Source organism: Haloarcula amylolytica JCM 13557, assembly GCF_000336615.1.
In the GTDB taxonomy this organism is placed as follows: domain Archaea; phylum Halobacteriota; class Halobacteria; order Halobacteriales; family Haloarculaceae; genus Haloarcula; species Haloarcula amylolytica.
On sequence record NZ_AOLW01000015.1, the window covers coordinates 375,331 to 392,518 of the forward strand.

The window sequence follows — 17,188 nt, forward strand, 5'->3', positions numbered from 1 at the left end:
CTGAGCGCGCCAACCTTTTATCCACACCGCTTCCGAACGGTGTCGCATGGAACGGGTCAGTCACGACGGGCGAGTCACGGCGTACAGACAGACACAGCCTGCGGCATCGGGGCCGACGGCGCTGTATGTCCACGGCAGCGGGGCGACACACCGCGTGTGGGGTCGTCAGTACGCGCCATCCGGACCGACCCATCCCGCCATCGCGCTGGACCTGTCAGGGCACGGAGAGTCGGACGACATCGACACCGCAGCCGGGACCACGACACTCGACGCCTACGCGGACGACGTGGCCGCTGTGGGGCGGGAGACAGACGCGGAGGTGCTGATCGGGAACTCGCTTGGCGGGGCCGTTGCCCAGTGGGTCGCACTGGAGCGGGACTGGACGCCCGAGGCGATAGTGTTGCTGGGGACCGGCCCCGAACTCCCGGTGTTCGAAGGATTACAGGAGTGGCTCGCGGACGACTGGGACCGCGCCGTCGAGTTCCTGCACGAACGGGACCGCCTGTTCCACGACACCGACCACGAGGCCGTGTCGCGCTCCCACGAGCAGATGGCGGCGGTCGGGCAGGCGGTGACCCGCCGCGACTTCATGACGTGTCACGGTTTCGACGTGCGCGAGCGACTGGGCGAGATTGACGTGCCCATGCTGGCCGTCTGTGGCGAACACGACAAACTGACCCCGCGTGCGTATCACGAGACACTGGCCCGCGAGGTCCAAGACGGAGCGGTGTCGTTTATTCCCGACGCTGCACACCTCGCGATGGTCGAACAGGCCGAGACGTTCAACGACGTCCTAGAGGAGTTCATCGATGACACGGTCTGAGCGGGCCTGAGCGGCTGGAGAGGGGTTACTCTCCGGAGTAGACCCACGGCCCGAGCGCGAAAAACAGCAGCGCGATGGCGAGCATCGCCCGCGGCCCAGCCCTGAAGAGCGCCGTTGGCGCGACGACGGCGACGGCCTGCACGACACCCATCGGGATGGCGTGTTTCGGCCCTGGCTTGGGGTAGTCGAAAGGCGCGATCATCGCAAGCGAGAGGCCGAGCGCGCCGACGCTCAGCACGAGCGGGTTCGTGACGCCGCTCAGATACGCCGTCGCGATGATGATACTCCCGAGGGTGTTCGGCATACCCGGCCGCTCGTCGGGTGAATCGAAGTACGTCGAGTAGAACGCGGTCCGGACGATAGAGCACACGACGTACGCGGAGGCGAGCAGGGCGAGGCCGATGAACACGGCCGGGTGGGCGGACTCGATGCCGCCGTAGGCGTCTGTCAACAGCACGTACAGAAAGAGGCTCGGTGTCGCGCCGAAGGAGACCACGTCAGTCACAGAGTCGAGCAGCGGGCCGACCGCCGAACTGTCGCCGTTCCGGGCGACGATCCCGTCGATAGCGTCGGCGATAACAGCCAGCAGAATGAGCCGAGCGGCCAGATGCGGGTCGGTGAAGGCGATGGCTCCGGCGACGAACCCGACGACGGCGTTGAACAACGTCACCGTGTCGGCGACACTGAGTCGTCGGCGTACCTCGAAGCCCATGGTTTCCCGGTTGGCCACGGCGTATATGAAGGACTCGAAAGCGAACGCCCCGCAGTGCCGACCGGCCGGCGATTACTCTTCCGGGAGGTCGTGGCCGATGACGAGGCGAGCGGTGGTGGCGAGCGTCCCAACGACGAGGACGACCAGTTCCCAGCCGCTCCGGGCGATGGGGAACACGCGGTCGACGTTTTCTGGTTCCGGTTGTCCCGGATTCGGGTCGATGCCGGTACTCATCTGTACCTCGGTGGAGTTGCCCATCGACTGCGTGGTCGACCCGCCGCTCCCGCCCGTGCCGGTGCCACCGGAAGCCTGAGAGGACGGCTCGGGCAGTTCGACGAACGTCTGGACGATGCCGCGCTGGCTCGACAGCTCCAGATGACCGCTGAGCTGATAGAACTGGTCGTACAGCGGCCAGAAGAGGTTCGCACCGCCCGTAATCAAGTCCAGCAGTACGTGACCCACCGCGTACACCACGACACAGAACCAACTGACTCGAACACCGTAGGCCCCCCAGCGGCCCTCGATATACGATTCGTCGCGCACGTACAGGTCCATCGCGATAAGGAGCGCCAGTACCGCCGGAATGACGAGGTTCGTCGTCGCGGCCCGGTGGCCGGCTTGCCAGTAGAGCCCGAGGAACGCGTCTATGTCGGGAAACGTGACGACGAGTATCGACAGGAGGAGCGACCGCTTGTCGAATGCAGCACCCAGCAGCGTTGCGGCGAGTAACCCAACGAAGGCGTAGTGAACCACCAGCGAAGGCATATAGATATCAATACTACCACAGAAATGAGCGTTGTGGTGGGCTCTATCAGAATTAGAAACTACCCCACTTGATTAATATAGCCATAGTAAATACGTTGTTAGTGGGGAATCGGTGGGGTGGAACGGCACCCATTATCACTTCTGTCGACGTGAGCGATATGCCGAGTCAAACAGCGAAAACGGGAACTGCTCAGTCCGCCGTGATTTCCTGCTGTGCCGTGGCCGTCTCATTCTTCATTGGGGCGACGAGCCTGTAGAGCCCGTACAGAGCCAGGACCAGGAGGCCGGCCAGGACCAGTCCGGTCCGGAGCGTCGGATCGATCATCGGAGTCGCGATGATCTCGCCCGCGTCGTTCGTCAGCGGTGCCGCGCTGTAGGGCTTACCCGCCAGTATCTCCACGATGCCGAGGACGACGACGCCCAGCAGCATCAGTCCGCCGCTGAGTGCCATCGCCGCTTTGTCGATGACGGTGGTGTGTTGTTGCATTGGTGGTCACCTCCTTAGCCGAGCAGGTACCTCAGTTTCGGGTGTCGTTTGACCAGTTTGCTCTTCTCGATGATCGCGTCGAGGCCGTAGTAGCGACCGGTAGCCAGCACGATCATCGTCATGAACAGCAGCATGCCCATGAAGTCGCTGTTGACCAGCCCGTGGCCGAACTCCGCGTTGCCGATCCAGAACAGGGCCATGAAGAAGACCCCGAAGACGGAGGCGAGCCTGACTAGCGCGCCGACCATCAGTCCGAGCCCGATGAGCGTCTCGCCCAGCGGGACCATTGCCTGAATGAGCCAGCCAAGGTGTTCGCCCATCAGCACGGGGAGCGGGCCGAGTGCCGTGCCAGTCATCTGCTTGAGGTACGTTGGCCCGTAGGTGTAGGCCAGCCCGTTCTCGATGAGCTTCGTTACGCCTGCGTGGAAGAACCACCAGCCGGTTACGACACGCAGGAACGCCAGCCAGTACGCGGTCCAGGCCCCGCCGAGCTCGAGCTCGAAGTCGTCTGCCAGGGGGTTCGCCGCTTGATAGGACATCTGTGTCACCTCACATATAGAGTTCCGCGCCGCTATGATATATAAGGGAACGAGCGTTCCCACCGAGTGAAAACACATCTCAGCCCCTGAGAAGGGATGTATCAGCCGTTTAGCGTTTCGACACCTGTTCGGTTGCGGGTTTTTATTTCCTCCGACGGGGAGACACCCACTCACGGGCCACCGTGAGGTTCAAACCATCCATGCAACTACGGTAGGACACCAATGGTACTCGAACTGACGGGCGAACACACCACAGCGCGGGTGATGGTCGACGACGAATCGCTCGTCGAGGCTGGGTGTCGGGAGCAAATCGAGACGCTCATCGACCATCCCGCGTTCACCGAACCGGTGCGGATCATGCCGGACACGCACTGGGGAGCAGGCGCCCCCATCGGCTTCACGATGCCGCTTGGCGAACGCGTCGTCCCGAACATCGTCGGCGTCGACGTGGGCTGTGGGATGGCTGCGACGAACCTCGGGCCGGACCTCCCGCTGGAAAACGAAGAGCGCGAGCGCCGCGTCCGCGAGGCGGTCCCGATGGGACGGTCGGTTCACGACTACGACGACGCGGTCCACTTCGTCGAGGAGTTCCCGTTCGAGCGGGCCAACCGCGTCTTCGAGCAGTTCGACGCGGCCTACGCCGAGCGGTTCGGCGAGCACATCGACCCAGTCGAGTTCGACTTCGACGGCTACGACGAGGAGTACTTCGAGTCGCTCTGTGACCGCGTGCTGGCAGACCAGCGTCAGGGAATGGGGTACATAATCAAGAGTGCGGGGACGCTGGGCGGCGGGAACCACTTCGTCGAGTTCGGCAAGGCACGCGAATCGGGCGACTACTGGCTGGTCATCCACAGCGGGTCCCGGTATCTGGGTAAGTCTGTCGCCGAGTACTGGCAATCGACGGCGACGGACCGCCGGACAATCGGCGAGATCCGCGAGCAGATTCCCGACGAGTACGTCGAGTACCTCAAGTTCGACCCCGATACAGTCGAATCGCGGGACCTCTACGCCTGGGTCACCGGCGGCATGGGCGAGTCCTACATCCGGAAGGACCGCCTCCGGCGCGAACTCGACGGCAAGGAAATCGAGGACGCCTTCGACGCGCTGGGACAGGTCCAGGACGCCATCCACAGCAGCGACGACGAGGACCGCAACACGGACTTAGACTGGCTCGAAGGCCGCGAGGCTCACGGCTACCTCGTCGACATGCTGTTCGCCCAGCAGTACGCCCGCTGGAACCGCGAACTGATGAGCGACGCCGTCTGCGACGCGCTGGGGATCGACCCCGTTGACCAGTTTCAATCGATTCACAATTATATAGATTTCAGGGACCTGACCATCCGAAAAGGTGCGACCCCAGCCCGCGAGGGCCAGCGGCTACTGATTCCGTTCAACATGGCTGAGGGGTCGATTATCGCCCGCGGGAAGGGCAACGACGAGTACCACCAGACAGCGCCACACGGCGCGGGCCGCGTGATGAGCCGCCGGCAGGCCCACAGCGAGATTGACATGGACGAGTTCACCGCAGCGATGGACGGCGTCTACTCGGAGTCCGTCATCAAAGGTGTCCGCGACGAAGCGCCGATGGCGTACAAGGACGCCGACGAAATTCTCTCCGCCATCCAGCCCACTGCCGAGGTCGTCGAGTACGTCGACGCGGTCCACAATCTGAAGGCGACTGAGTGAGCGGGCCTGTTAGCCTGGCAGAAAGTGATTAGGACGCGAAGGCCCTGTGTCCTGTATGACCATTCTCGTGGCTATCGCCAACGATTCGGTCTCTCCGGCGGTCATCGATACGGCAGTTCGACTCGCTGACGGGCTCGACGAGGAACTGTACGTCGTCCACCTCGTCGACGAGGACACCGCCGACGGCACGGCCATGCAACTCCGGGACGAGATGCGCGACCGGTTCCGCGACGCCACCGTCGTGGCGACGGTCGCTATCGAACACGTCGGCCGGTCAGCGATGCGTTCGGGCACGCGGATCGGCAACGAACTGCTCGAACTCGCGGCCGACGTGGACGTCCGGCACATCGTCATGGGCCACGAGCCGAAGGGGCTGGCCGGCAGAATCCGGGAGGGCGACGCGGCGGTCGCCGTCATCGACGCCGCCAACGTGCCGGTGACGATCGTCCCCGAAGGTCCCGCAGACCCCTGAGCGTCGCGCAGGTCGTCACAGGCCCAGTTCCCGGCCGAGTACCATCCGCTGTATCTCGCTCGTTCCCTCGCCGATCTCCATGAGCTTCGCGTCCCGGTAGAACCGCTGGGGCGCGAAGTCCGTCGTGTAGCCGTAGCCGCCCAGCACCTGGACGGCGTCCTCGGCGACCTCCCGGCAGATTTCGCTGGCGTCGAGCTTTGCCAGCGAGGAGAGCCGCGTCACGTCCTCGCCTTGATCGTACATCGTCGCTGCCTTGTGGGTCAGCAGGCGGGCCCGCTCGATTTTGCGGTCCATCTCGACGATTTTGTCCCGGACAGCGTCGAACTTCGAGATGGGGCGGTCGAACTGCTCACGTTCGGTGGCGTAGGATTTCGCGGCCTCGAACGCCCCCTGTGCGAGCCCCGTCGAGAGCGCGGCAATGGAGATGCGTCCGCCGTTGAGCGTCTTCAGCGTCTGCTTCCAGCCGTCACCTTCCTCGCCGAGCAGGCGGTCCGCGGGAATCCGGCAGTCGTCGAACTGAAGTTCGCAGGTCGGGGAGGCGTTCAGCCCCATCTTCTCCCACTCGGTCGTCACTTCCCACCCGTCGTCCTCGGGAGCGACGATGAACGTCGAGATGCCGTCGTAGCCGGCCTCGGGGTCGGTGACAGCCTTGACCAGCACCGACCCGGCGACGGAGGCGTTCGTGATGAACTGTTTCGTCCCGTTGATGACGTACTCGTCACCGTCCCGCACCGCTGTCGTGTCCATGTCGCTGGCGTCGCTCCCGCTGCCCGGCTCAGTCAGCGCCCAGCCGCCGAGGTGCTCACCGGTAGCGAGCGGTGTGAGCCAGCGGTCCTTCTGTGCGTCCGTGCCGAACAGCTCTATCGGCTTGCTCCCGAGTGAGGTGTGGGCCACGTACGAGAGGCCGATGCTCCCGGAGACCCGCCCGAGTTCCTCGGCGACGAGCGCGTACATCAACGTGTCTCCGCCCAGCCCGCCCCAGTCCTCGCTGATCGGCACGCCCATCACGTCCAGGTCGCCGAGTTCCTCGAATATTTCCGCCGGAAACCGGTGCTCGTCCTCTATCTCCTGAGCTATCGGCTGAATCTCGTTCTCGCAGAACTCGCGGACCGAATCCCGTATCATCCGGTGTTCGCCGGGAACGTCGAACTCCATACCGCGTCTATGGCCTGTGTTATTAAATACCACATGGGGAAGACACAAGCCATTTGCCCGTCCACGGCGTTCCCTCGGGGGAATGGCGTTCCGGCGACTCCTCCGCGGGACGGTCCCCTGGGAGGAACTCGAAGGCGTGGTGCGGGCGGTAATGGAGCGATACGACGAGCCCGCGGCCCGCGTGGCGTTTCTGGAGGCGGACAACTGGCTCTCGACGCCGCTGGTCGTCAACGACCAGTGGTTCGTGAAAGTCATCACGGGGCAGAACTCGCTTGTTCACACGCTGCTGACTGCCGGCCGCAACATCGGCGCGTTCTCGTCGGGGACGGAGGGTTTTTTCGAGCATTTCGGGACGCCCTACGAGATGGCGGAACACGAACTGGCGGCGACCCGGCGGATGCGGGAGATCGGCGTCAACGCTCCCGAACCAATCGAGGCCTTCGAATACGACGGGATGGGGGTACTCGTGCTGGAATACATCCCCGACTTCGAGCCGCTGGACCACCTCTCGGCCGAAACCGTCGAGTGTCACAGCCCGACGGTGTTTGACTTCCTCCACCGGATGCACGAGGACGGCCTGGCACACGGCGATTTCCGGTGTGAGAACGTGCTCGTGGCCCGCGACGACCTGTACTTCATCGACGCCACGAGCGTGCGCGAGGAAGCGATCAGCGACGCTCGCGCCTACGACCTTGCCTGTGCGCTGGGCGCGTTGGAGCCGCTCATCGGCGCGCCGGCCGCCGTCTCGGCCGCGGCGATGCACTACGAGACGGCGGAGCTACTGGCCGCGGAGGAGTTCCTGGATTTCGTCAACATCCGTCCGGACCACGACTTCGCCGCCGCCGAAATCCGCGGGGCCGTGGAAAAGCGCACATAGGCCGGCCCGGAACGGCCTCAGTCCGCCGGCGTCGCTCCGAGCGCTCGGCTTCTAGCAACAACGCCGATGCCGATGAGCACGACGGCCCCGCCGGCGACGGTCGACGGTCCGGGTATCTCCGCGAGCAACAGCAACGCAAGCAGCGCGCTCCCGACCGGTTCGCCGAGCAGCGAGACGCTAACCATACTGGATTCGACGTGTGCCAGTGCCCAGTTGAGGACGGTGTGGCCGAACACGCCGGGGCCGACGGCCATCGCGAAAAACAGCGCCCATTCCTGCGGCGGGTAGCCTGTCACGGGGTGGCCCGACGCGACGACGAAGCCGAGGAGGCATATCGCGGCGACGCCGTAGACCACGGTCACGTAGGGGATGAGGGGGAACCGCTGGCGGAGCGAACGCCCGGCGAGCACGTACCCGGCGGCCATGACACCGCCGACGAGGGCCAGCGCGTTGCCGTACAGCGGACGCGGGCCGATGGTTCCGCCGCCGAGCAGTTCGCCGACGGACATCACGATGATACCACCGATAGCGACGAGGATGCCCGCCGTCGTGCCGCGCGTGACGCGCTCGTCCAGCAGCGCCCACGCCCCGACGGCGACGAACAGCGGCTGGCACTGGACCAGCGTGACTGACGCCGCGACGCTCGTCCACGCCAGGCTCTCGAACCACGCGGCGAAGTGAACCGCGAGCGCGACGCCAGTCGCCGCCGCCAGTACGTCTCGCCGGGAGAGTCGCCCGAAGGCTGACCGATGCCGGCCCAACGCCAGCGGGGCCAGCAGTGCGGTCGTCAACAGGACGCGGTAAAAGGCCGCCACCGACGCCGCGGCCGCGCTCCAGCGGACGAGAATCGCGCTCGTACTGACTGCGAGCACGGCGACGGTCAGCGCGATTCGCGGGTCGACTCGCGGCTCCGTCACGCCCATGTCGCTCCGTTGTGGCGCGGAGACAGTACAGCCCAATCAGTTACCGCGACGACACGTCCACTCATCCTGTGGCTGTATCCGACACGGGAATAAAGAAACACCGGAGACCATAGTCGGGGCCGTGCCGTCCGCGGGCGATGATACGCTACCCTTCGAGCAGTTCCTTCGTCTGCTGATGGCGATACCGAAACATCGGCTCCATGCCGAGACAGCCGAAGGGACCGAGGGCCTGGCCCAGCGGTCCGCCGGGCAGTTCGAACTCGACGTGGTCGTGGACGAGCGTCTCCCTGTCGCTCAGCGCCCGAAACGTGTGCGTGTGCTCCCAGTGGGGGAACGGCCCTTTCTCCATCACGTCGCGGAACATCGCTTCGTCCTCGCTCTCCTCTCGGGCAACGATGTTCGAGACCCAGCGCTGGCGCGGCGGCACGCCGAACGGCTTGATCGAGGATTCGACGACCGACCCGGCGGTCAGTTCCTCGGGGTTCGGCTCGCCGTCCGGTCCCCGCTCCGCCTCGATGCGGATGTTCATCCAGTCGGGAGTCAGCGCGACCAGCCCGTCGCCCGTCGCGTGGAACTTCCAGACTTCTGACAGCGGGGCTTCGACGCGAACCTGCCGCTCGTAAACGTTCATACACACAGTAGGGGGACCGGTGGCAAAACACCCGCGATAGCCGCGACCGATGCCGGGACGGAGTCAGGGCCAGATGCCGCCTTCCTCTGCGGCAGCGACGACGCGCTGGATGGCGACGACGTACATCGCCGTCCGGAAGTTCGGCGCGCCGGTCTCCTCGTAGGTCTCGACGAGGTCGTCGAACGCGTTCGTGATGATGGTCTCCAGTTCCTCGTTCACGCGCTCTTCGGACCAGTAGAACCGCTGGCGGTTCTGCACCCACTCGAAGTACGACACTGTGACCCCGCCCGCGTTAGCAAGGATATCGGGGAACACGGCCACGTCGCGCTCCGTGAGCACGTCGTCCGCGTTCGGCGTCAGGGGGCCGTTTGCCGCCTCCACGACGATGTCGGCCTGTACGTCCGGCGCGAGGTCGCCGTCGATGGCGTTTTCGAGCGCCGCCGGGACGAGCAGGTCCACGTCCATCGTCAGCAGGTCCTCGTTGGTCAGCTCCTCGGTCGCGCCCTCGTAACCGGTCAGCGACCCGGTCTCGCTCTTGAACGCCTTCGCGTCGCGTGCGTCGATACCGTCGGGGTTGTAGATGGCTCCTGACGAGTCCGATACCGCGACGATGTTCGCGCCCAGGTCCTCGATGAGCTTCGCCGCCACGGAGCCGGCGTTCCCGTAGCCCTGCACGGCCACCGTCGCGTTCTCCATGTCCTTGCCGAGATAGTCGAACGCCTCGCGGGCCGTGAGCATCACGGACCGACCGGTCGCTTCGACGCGGCCCGCACTGCCGCCCGACTCCGGGGCCTTGCCGGTGATGACGCCGGGCTCGGTGGTGTTCTCCAGCGTCTCGTATGTGTCTTTGATCCAGTTCATCTCGCGCTGTCCGGTGTTGACGTCGGGCGCGGGGATGTCCCGGTCCTCGCCGATGATCGGACGGAGTTCCGTCGCGAACGACCGCGTTATCCGCTCTATCTCGTCGGCCGAGTACTGGCGCGGGTCGATCTCGATGCCGCCTTTCCCGCCGCCGTAGGGGATGTTAACGGCGGCGCACTTGTACACCATCCAGCCTGACAGCGCCTTGACCTCGTCGCGTGTGACCTGCGGGTGATAGCGGATTCCGCCCTTGTACGGCCCTCGGTCGCCGTTGAACTGTGAGCGATAGGCTCGAAACACCTCGACGGAGCCGTCGTCCATCTCCACGGAGAGGTTCGTCTCCAGCACTCGCTCGGGGTGTTTCAGCCGTTCGAGCACGTCGGTCGAATATTCGAGGTAGTCCGACGCGTCGTCGATCTGCTCCTGTAAACTCTCGAACGGGTTTACCTCAGACGACATACGAGAACTGACTCGGACTATGGGCAAAAGGGTACCGCCGTCCATGGGATTCGTCAGACGAGCGATACCTACAACGGCACTAGTCGGCCACATGGATTGTCGGCGATTGAGTACAGTCGTCCATGGCGATACGATCCGTGCGGAAACGGCGGTCCTGCCCAAGCGACTGGCCGGCGACGAGGTCATGGTATCGCTACGATGCAGGTCGACGCCTACAGCCAGGACGACACGCTCGTCTGTACGTTCGAGCGGACGGCCTTCGTCCAGCGAGCGGACGACTGAAATCGGAGGCGGAAACCCCGAGACGGCTACAGGCTACTCAAGAGGACCGCGTTTATCACGACGGCCGCCACCCAGGGGAGCGCTAGCCCGAGCGGCACGACGACGCCGCGCTGCTCGTCCAGCAGCTGGCGGGTCAGCCCCGCAAGCCCGAGAACGCCGACTTTCGTCGCTCCGAGAACGGCGATCCCGAACGTCTCTATCGCGGCCCGCATCACGGGGTTTCCCTCGTGGAGGCCGTGCTGGAGGCCGACGTGTGTCAGCCACACGTCGACGATGAGCGTCACGGCGACTACCAGCCATAGCTCTCGCTCGACGGCCGCAAGTTCGTCGAGCATGGCGCTACACCACCCGTCGATGGTCCCTATCGGGACCGTTCGGTCCGTTGTGAACACGTCACCCTCCGCAACCACGCCCCCACGTGGTCTGTTATCCTGTTTTCACCCAGTGTATTAAATACACAGTGTTTACTACTGAAACGGAAGGGGTAGGGGCTGTCTACTCCCGGGAAAAACGGGTGTATGGGCCGCCACGAATACAGTCAGAGAATCGTCCCGTGTTTCTTCTCGGGTCGGTCCTTTTCGACGTCCTCGTACAGGTCAAATCGGGCAACGGTTTCGTCTCGGAGGTCACCTGGCGGAACGATCTCGTCGATGACGACTTCGCTCGCCATCCGGTGGACGTCGATGTCTTCGCGGTACGCCTCGCGTAGCTCCTGCTCGCGCTCGGCCCGCTCTTCCGGGTCGTCGATTGCGTCCAGTTTGTTCGCGTACACCGCGTTTATCGCGGCTTCTGGCCCCATGATCGCGATTTCGCTACCCGGGAGCGCGAGGGTCGCTTCGGGGTCGTAGGCGGGGCCTGACATGGCGTAGATGCCCGCACCGTAGGCCTTCCGGACGACGACGCACTGCTTCGGAACGGTGGCCTGCGAGGTAGCGTAGATCATCCGCTTCCCGGCTTCCAGTATGCCCTCCTTTTCGACCGATGAGCCAGCCATGAACCCCGGCGTGTCACAGAGGTACAGCAGTGGGATGTTGTAGGCGTCACAGGTCCAGACGAAGCCGGCCGCTTTGCGGGCCGAATCAGGGAATATCGCGCCGGCCCGCTGGCTCGGCTGGTTGGCGACGATACCGACGGAGCGGCCGTCGACTCTGGCGAATCCAGTCAGAATTTCGGCCCCGTACTGCGACTGCAGTTCGAAGAAGGAGTCGGCGTCGACGATGTGTTCGATAACTCGGTGCATATCGTAGCCTTTGTTCGGTTCAGCGGGGATGACCGAATCGAGGCCCGCAGGGTCGACTGCTGGCGCGGTCCCGTCGGTCCGTGGCGGTTTCTCGTCGGCGTTATCGGGCAGGTACGTGATGAGTTGGGCGACGAGCTCGCGGGCGTGGTCCTCGTCGTCGGCGACCAGATCCGCGCTGCCGGAGTGACGGGCGTGCAAGTCCGGCCCGCCGAGCGTTTCGAGGTCGATGTCCTCGCCAGTGACCATCTCGACCATTCGGGGGGATGCGATTGCCAGTGCGCTCATGCCACGGACCATGACGGTGAAGTCGGCGAACACCGGTGTGTAGGCCGCGCCGGCGATACACGGGCCGTATAGGACGCATATCTGTGGAACCGCGCCAGATAGCAGCGAGTGGTTGTAGTAGAACTTCCCGATCCCTTCGCGGTTGGCGAAGAAGCCCCGTTGCTGGTCGATACGGCCGCCCGAGGAATCGACCAGATACAGTAACGGCTGTCCGCTCTTCAGCCCGCGCTCTTGCAGTCGGAGGAACTTCTCGACCCCGTGGCGAGCGATTGATCCCGCCTTGACGGTGAAGTCGTTGGCGGCGACGTGTACCTGTCGGCCCTCGAAGGTCCCCGCGCCGGTGACGAGTCCGTCGGCCGGCAGCCGGTCGTCCTCGTCGTCCACGTCGGGACTGCTGGGATGCCACGAGTCGAAGTTCGCGAACCGGCCGTCCTCGAAGTCCAGGCCATCGTCGCCGAACCAGAGTTCGAGTCGGTCGCGGACGAACAGCTTCCCCTGCTCTGCGAGGCGGTCGCGGTACTTCTGCGGCCCGCCACGTTCGATGTCGGCGATCTCTTCGCGGAGGCGTTTCTCTCGTTCCGTCGGTGCAGCGTCCGCCGAATCGCCGTCCACGGCTGTATCTTCGGTCCCACCTTCATCGGTCACCTCGCGGACTAACGTCGGGGTTTCATCGTCGCCGACGTACACTTCCACAGTTCGGTCGGTGTGTTCGGCGACGGCGGCCGCGATGGCCGACGCCTCGTCGCGCGTGGCCTCGTCCGCGATATGCACTTTCATACCATATCCAACGGTCCCGGGGGTCACAGTAGTTACCCCGCGTGCGATTATCACCTCTCGTAATGGTGGCGCACCATTGATATCGGGTGCCAGACTACTCATGCACCATGAGTACCACCGGCCACCCCCGAGAGACGCCGCCGTCGCCCGGGCGTCGTCGTCGGTGGCTCCCGCTTCTCGCGGTACTCCTTTTGCTCCCGCTGCTCATTGCAGTCGCTTCTGGCACGGTCGCGGCCGAAGACACCGAGTCGCCGGAGTGGGGCAATGCGACGCGGGGCAACGCGACGACTATCGAGGTGTCCCTGTACGACGACGGTGGGTCGGTGGACACGAGTACGATTCAGGCAGCGGATTTCGACCTAACCGCGGGTCGAGTGGAGAACGTCTCGGTCGCATCGATCAACGCCTCCGGCGAAAACAGGACCGGGGTGCGCGTCTCCCTGCTGCTAGAGAGAAAAGTCGACACAGACAACGTCACTGTCAGCCTCCGTGACACCGCCAGTATCACCGACGAAGCGGGGAACGAACTTCCCCACGAGTCGGTCACCGTCACCGGGATGGACGCCGTCGTGCCGAAGTATCAGTCGTTCGAGGTACGCCGCGTCAATAGCTCCACCGCCCGCATCTCTGTTGGGATTCACGAACCGATACAGCAGCTTCGAATCTCCGTCGGCGGCCCGTCGATAGACACACTCAACATCTCGGGATTCACCGAACGCACCGGTAACACGATCACGTACACACGAAAGTACACGTTCCCGGAGGAGGGTGAGTACTCGCTGCTGCTGATGTCGGTGACCGACGAGAACGGTAACGAGAACTCCTTTGGCCGACAGCAGACGTTCCTCTATGACGATTCAGCACCGAACGTCACCGTCGCCGGGCCGGAGAACGCGACGGTCGGCGAGTCGGTGACCTTCTCCGCGGCGGGGACGACAGACGATCAGGGCGTCGAGTCGGTCCGGTGGCAGGTGGGGAGCGAGACGATCCTGACCGGCGAGAACATCACCGTGGCCTTCGCCTCGCCCGGCAGTCACGAAGTCACAGTGACCGCCGCCGATCCGCTCGGGAACACGGAAACTGTGACCAGGGTCGTGTCTGTGACGGGCAATGGAACCGCCGGGAACGTGACTGTGCGGCAGCCGAACGCGACCGTGGCGAACGTCTCGGTGAACGGGTCCGGCCAGACACAGCAGATTCGGCCCCCGGAGGGGCCACTCGTCACCGGTCAGAACGGAACGCTGGAGCGGCTTGCCGCGTCGTTCCCGCGTAACGAATCCGCCACACTCACCGTCCGCTCCCGCCAGCCCACGCCAGCGTTCGCGACTGCCACCGGTCACACCGGCGTCAGCCGGTTCGATATCGACCACGGCTCCGTTCCGGCCGAGGACGCGACGTTCACGTTTACTGTTGACCGTGACGCGCTGGGGGCGGTCGGCGCGGAACCCGATGCTGTGACGCTGTTCCGGAAAGACGACGGGTGGACGCCGTTAGCGACCGACATCGCCGGCCGGAGCGAGTCACACATCGTCTACCGGGCTGACTCTCCGGGCCTCTCGACGTTCGTCGTCGGAGTCGAACAGACGGCAGCGACAGACCTGGATGCGGAGGCGGCGACAACCGACTCGGAAACGTCGACGGCCGAACCCGAGACGACCGAGACACAGACAGAAGAACCCGGACAGCCGGATATCGTGGTCACGAACGCCACGGCTGTTCCATCGGAACTCGGCCCCGGCGAGCGGACCGTCATCACCGTCGAGCTTGAAAACCGGGGGACTGCGAGCGGGGACCACAACGTCATCGTCGCGCTCAACACCTCGATACTGACGACACGGACGGTCACGGTCCCTGCCGGCGAGACACGAACGACGGAGTTTGCCCGCTCTGTACCCGAAAACAGGACCGGTGAGCTAACGGTCGACGGGCAGCGCGTCGGGAACGTGACAGGCGACAGCGGTGGCCTGCCGATTCCCGCGTTGCCGTCAATCGGGATTCCGAACCCGCTCTCGCTGTGGCCCGACGGCATCGTCGGAACCGTTCTCGGCGGGCTCCTGGGCGTCGCTGTCGGCCTGTATGGCGTTCTCAAAGCCCTGGCGATATATCTCGGCTACTGAACTGCAGAATCCGAGCCGTCAGTCGATAGTCGCTTCCAGCCGGTCGATCAGGTCGTCGTTCCCGAGATACAGCGGCGTCCGCTCGTGTAGCTCGTCGGGGTCGATTTCGAGCAGCGACTGGTCGCCGTCGGAGGACCGACCGCCGGCCGATTCGAGGATGTAGGCCATCGGCTGTCCCTCGAACTGGACCCGGAGCTTTCCTTCGGGGCGTGATTCCAGTGCGGGGTACGAGAAGATACCGCCGTAGGTGAGCACCTGATTGATGTCAGCGACCATCGCTCCGCCGTAGCGGAGTTTCAGTTCGTGACGGACGTCCTCGGCGTAGGATTCGAACTCGTCTGTCCAGGAGTCGACCCCGCCGCCGAACCCGAACACTGTGGGGTCCTCCGGAACCGTCACGTCGTCGTCGACGACCCGCTTGTCGCCGTCTTCGAGGATGTACTCGCGGACGCTGCCGTCCCGGGCGACGACCATCGAGGTGATGGGGCCGTAGATGACGAACCCGGCGGCGAGTAGATTGGTGCCGACCGTCGGCGGCTGTTCGCTGTAGACGCCGAAAATCGTCCCCATCCCGCTGTTGGGTTCGAGGTTGCTCGACCCGTCGAGCGGGTCCATCGCGACGTGGAGGCGACCGTCCGTCGTTTTCACGTCCGCGCGTTCCTCGCTGGCGTAGGAGGCGACACCGTCGATGTCCAGCACCCGCTCCTCGAACAGTTCGTCGGCGCGCAGGTCAGCCGCGAGCTGGTCGTCGCCGGTTGGGTTGACGGAGTTGCTCTGGCCACGGTGGTCGGCGATGGCGCGGCGGACGTCCGGTGTCGTTGCGGCGATGGTCTCGATGACTGCCGTGACTGTCTGCTCGGCTTCGGTGGTCGAAATGTCGAGTGACTTACTCATTTGTCAGATTAGGGGCAGGGACTGGCCATACTGAAACCAGTCGAATGTTTCTCCGAGCCTGCTGCCCGCAGGGTCTCTCATCATCAGTTCGTTCTCCGGCACACCATAAGTATCTTTTTGCTGACATTTACTACATTTCGAGTGAATATTCAGCCGAGGCGCACCTTTTGCCGCTAAGCGTGCGGCTGGCTCACTCGGCGAGCTTCCGGCCGCCGTGACGAGTCGATACCGTCGGCAGACTTACACGACCGCCGGACGAAGGCGCGGGTATGCATCTCGAAACAGTCGACACCGTCGGCGTCGTCGGAGCTGGAACGATGGGTAACGGCATCGCCCAGGTCACAGCGACGGCCGGCTACGACGTCGTCATGCGCGATGTATCAGAAGAACTGGTTGCCGCCGGGTTCGAGGAGATCCAGTCGAGCTTCGAGACGCTCGTTGCGCGCGACACAGTGACAGAACAGGAAGCAGAAGCGGCAACAGCCCGCATCACCGGAACCACAGAGATGGAGGACCTCGCGGATGCCGACCTCGTCGTCGAGGCCGTAACAGAAAACATGGACATCAAGCAGTCAGTGTTCGAGGACCTCGACGCCGTCTGCGGGCCGGACACGGTGCTAGCAAGCAACACGAGCACGCTCTCGATTACGACCATCGCCAGTGTCACCGAACGGCCCGAACAGGTCCTCGGACTGCACTTCATGAACCCCGTGCCGGTGATGAAAGGCGTCGAACTCGTCGTCGGCGAGAAGACCAGCGACGAGACGGTGACGCTGGGCCGCGAGTTCGCCCACGATATCGGCAAGGAGACCTGGGAGGCCGACGACAAGCCCGGCTTCGTCGTGAACCGCGTGCTGATGCCCTGGATCAACGAGGGCATCCGGGCGTACGACGAAGGCGTCGCGGATAAGGCCGACATCGACCGCGGGCTAACTCTCGGAACGAACGTCCCCATGGGGCCGCTCGAACTGGCCGACCACATCGGCCTCGACGTGGTCCTCGACGCCTCCGAAACGCTGTATGAAGAACTGGGCGACCGCTACAAGCCCGCATACCTGCTCAAACGCAAAGTCGCGGCCGGCGACCTCGGCAAAAAGTCCGGGCGGGGCTTCTACGACTACGACTGACCGATCTGCGGTACCGAACACCGACAGTACCGGGCCGAGTACAATACCCAGCAACGGGCTGGGCGTTGGCCAACAG

Annotated in this window: 17 protein-coding genes; 6 read left to right on the plus strand and 11 right to left on the minus strand. The window is 64.3% G+C overall.

All coding sequences use genetic code 11. The annotated features are described in order from the left end of the window. The first annotated feature begins 46 nt into the window (after positions 1 to 46). Positions 47 to 823: an alpha/beta fold hydrolase gene (locus C442_RS07800; protein WP_008309304.1), complete on the plus strand. Its 777-nt coding sequence runs from the start codon at positions 47 to 49 to the stop codon at positions 821 to 823. Between the two features lie 25 nt (positions 824 to 848). Here C442_RS07800 and C442_RS07805 read toward each other — a convergent pair whose 3' ends face one another. The 4 genes from C442_RS07805 to C442_RS07820 form a co-directional block, all read right to left on the minus strand. Further along, positions 849 to 1,535: a protein sorting system archaetidylserine synthase gene (locus C442_RS07805; protein WP_008309305.1), complete on the minus strand. Its 687-nt coding sequence runs from the start codon at positions 1,533 to 1,535 to the stop codon at positions 849 to 851. Positions 1,536 to 1,607: 72 nt separating this feature from the next. Next, positions 1,608 to 2,300 (minus strand): metal-dependent hydrolase, encoded by a 693-nt coding sequence (locus tag C442_RS07810; RefSeq protein ID WP_008309306.1) that lies wholly within the window; start codon positions 2,298 to 2,300, stop codon positions 1,608 to 1,610. 190 nt (positions 2,301 to 2,490) lie between these two features. After that, entirely contained in the window at positions 2,491 to 2,787 is a 297-nt protein-coding gene (locus tag C442_RS07815; RefSeq protein ID WP_008309307.1) for a hypothetical protein, read from the minus strand. A 14-nt stretch (positions 2,788 to 2,801) separates the two neighbouring features. After that, entirely contained in the window at positions 2,802 to 3,326 is a 525-nt protein-coding gene (locus C442_RS07820; RefSeq protein WP_008309308.1) for a DoxX family membrane protein, read from the minus strand. A 222-nt stretch (positions 3,327 to 3,548) separates the two neighbouring features. Between C442_RS07820 and C442_RS07825 the strand changes: the two genes are divergently transcribed. Further along, on the plus strand, positions 3,549 to 5,012 hold the full coding sequence (locus C442_RS07825) for an RNA-splicing ligase RtcB (protein ID WP_008309309.1): 1,464 nt from the start codon (positions 3,549 to 3,551) through the stop codon (positions 5,010 to 5,012). 55 nt (positions 5,013 to 5,067) lie between these two features. Further along, positions 5,068 to 5,484: a universal stress protein gene (locus tag C442_RS07830; protein WP_008309310.1), complete on the plus strand. Its 417-nt coding sequence runs from the start codon at positions 5,068 to 5,070 to the stop codon at positions 5,482 to 5,484. Between the two features lie 15 nt (positions 5,485 to 5,499). On the opposite strand, the gene C442_RS07835 is transcribed toward C442_RS07830, so the two are convergent. Continuing rightward, on the minus strand, positions 5,500 to 6,639 hold the full coding sequence (locus tag C442_RS07835; RefSeq protein ID WP_008309311.1) for an acyl-CoA dehydrogenase family protein: 1,140 nt from the start codon (positions 6,637 to 6,639) through the stop codon (positions 5,500 to 5,502). A gap of 82 nt (positions 6,640 to 6,721) precedes the next feature. On the opposite strand from C442_RS07835, the gene C442_RS07840 reads away from it, so the two are divergent. Next, complete coding sequence (locus tag C442_RS07840) at positions 6,722 to 7,516, plus strand: RIO1 family regulatory kinase/ATPase domain-containing protein (RefSeq protein WP_008309313.1); 795 nt, start codon at positions 6,722 to 6,724, stop codon at positions 7,514 to 7,516. Positions 7,517 to 7,533: 17 nt separating this feature from the next. On the opposite strand, the gene C442_RS07845 is transcribed toward C442_RS07840, so the two are convergent. The 5 genes from C442_RS07845 to C442_RS07865 form a co-directional block, all read right to left on the minus strand. Next, complete coding sequence (locus tag C442_RS07845) at positions 7,534 to 8,439, minus strand: DMT family transporter (protein ID WP_008309315.1); 906 nt, start codon at positions 8,437 to 8,439, stop codon at positions 7,534 to 7,536. A gap of 145 nt (positions 8,440 to 8,584) precedes the next feature. Then, a complete protein-coding gene (locus C442_RS07850; RefSeq protein ID WP_008309317.1) occupies positions 8,585 to 9,070 on the minus strand; it encodes an SRPBCC family protein in 486 nt (161 codons plus the stop codon). 63 nt (positions 9,071 to 9,133) lie between these two features. Next, a complete protein-coding gene (locus C442_RS07855; RefSeq protein WP_008309319.1) occupies positions 9,134 to 10,390 on the minus strand; it encodes a Glu/Leu/Phe/Val family dehydrogenase in 1,257 nt (418 codons plus the stop codon). A 308-nt stretch (positions 10,391 to 10,698) separates the two neighbouring features. After that, positions 10,699 to 11,082, minus strand: coding sequence for a DUF5658 family protein (locus C442_RS07860; protein ID WP_008309322.1), 384 nt, complete (start codon positions 11,080 to 11,082; stop codon positions 10,699 to 10,701). Between the two features lie 128 nt (positions 11,083 to 11,210). After that, complete coding sequence (locus C442_RS07865) at positions 11,211 to 12,974, minus strand: acyl-CoA carboxylase subunit beta (RefSeq protein WP_008309324.1); 1,764 nt, start codon at positions 12,972 to 12,974, stop codon at positions 11,211 to 11,213. Between the two features lie 107 nt (positions 12,975 to 13,081). Between C442_RS07865 and C442_RS07870 the strand changes: the two genes are divergently transcribed. Then, entirely contained in the window at positions 13,082 to 15,091 is a 2,010-nt protein-coding gene (locus C442_RS07870; protein ID WP_008309326.1) for a PKD domain-containing protein, read from the plus strand. Between the two features lie 18 nt (positions 15,092 to 15,109). Here the strand turns inward: C442_RS07870 and C442_RS07875 are convergent, their stop codons facing one another. Further along, positions 15,110 to 15,985: a class 1 fructose-bisphosphatase gene (locus tag C442_RS07875; RefSeq protein ID WP_008309328.1), complete on the minus strand. Its 876-nt coding sequence runs from the start codon at positions 15,983 to 15,985 to the stop codon at positions 15,110 to 15,112. A 269-nt stretch (positions 15,986 to 16,254) separates the two neighbouring features. Between C442_RS07875 and C442_RS07880 the strand changes: the two genes are divergently transcribed. Then, complete coding sequence (locus C442_RS07880) at positions 16,255 to 17,112, plus strand: 3-hydroxyacyl-CoA dehydrogenase family protein (RefSeq protein WP_008309329.1); 858 nt, start codon at positions 16,255 to 16,257, stop codon at positions 17,110 to 17,112. The last annotated feature ends 76 nt before the right edge of the window (positions 17,113 to 17,188 follow it).

Bases quoted from the DNA above. Each gene is read 5' to 3' on its own strand.
- C442_RS07800 (WP_008309304.1), top strand. From the start codon at position 47: ATGGAACGGGTCAGTCACGACGGGCGAGTCACGGCGTACAGACAGACA.
- C442_RS07805 (WP_008309305.1), bottom strand. From the start codon at position 1,535: ATGGGCTTCGAGGTACGCCGACGACTCAGTGTCGCCGACACGGTGACG.
- C442_RS07810 (WP_008309306.1), bottom strand. From the start codon at position 2,300: ATGCCTTCGCTGGTGGTTCACTACGCCTTCGTTGGGTTACTCGCCGCA.
- C442_RS07815 (WP_008309307.1), bottom strand. From the start codon at position 2,787: ATGCAACAACACACCACCGTCATCGACAAAGCGGCGATGGCACTCAGC.
- C442_RS07820 (WP_008309308.1), bottom strand. From the start codon at position 3,326: ATGTCCTATCAAGCGGCGAACCCCCTGGCAGACGACTTCGAGCTCGAG.
- C442_RS07825 (WP_008309309.1), top strand. From the start codon at position 3,549: ATGGTACTCGAACTGACGGGCGAACACACCACAGCGCGGGTGATGGTC.
- C442_RS07830 (WP_008309310.1), top strand. From the start codon at position 5,068: ATGACCATTCTCGTGGCTATCGCCAACGATTCGGTCTCTCCGGCGGTC.
- C442_RS07835 (WP_008309311.1), bottom strand. From the start codon at position 6,639: ATGGAGTTCGACGTTCCCGGCGAACACCGGATGATACGGGATTCGGTC.
- C442_RS07840 (WP_008309313.1), top strand. From the start codon at position 6,722: ATGGCGTTCCGGCGACTCCTCCGCGGGACGGTCCCCTGGGAGGAACTC.
- C442_RS07845 (WP_008309315.1), bottom strand. From the start codon at position 8,439: ATGGGCGTGACGGAGCCGCGAGTCGACCCGCGAATCGCGCTGACCGTC.
- C442_RS07850 (WP_008309317.1), bottom strand. From the start codon at position 9,070: ATGAACGTTTACGAGCGGCAGGTTCGCGTCGAAGCCCCGCTGTCAGAA.
- C442_RS07855 (WP_008309319.1), bottom strand. From the start codon at position 10,390: ATGTCGTCTGAGGTAAACCCGTTCGAGAGTTTACAGGAGCAGATCGAC.
- C442_RS07865 (WP_008309324.1), bottom strand. From the start codon at position 12,974: ATGAAAGTGCATATCGCGGACGAGGCCACGCGCGACGAGGCGTCGGCC.
- C442_RS07870 (WP_008309326.1), top strand. From the start codon at position 13,082: ATGAGTACCACCGGCCACCCCCGAGAGACGCCGCCGTCGCCCGGGCGT.
- C442_RS07875 (WP_008309328.1), bottom strand. From the start codon at position 15,985: ATGAGTAAGTCACTCGACATTTCGACCACCGAAGCCGAGCAGACAGTC.
- C442_RS07880 (WP_008309329.1), top strand. From the start codon at position 16,255: ATGCATCTCGAAACAGTCGACACCGTCGGCGTCGTCGGAGCTGGAACG.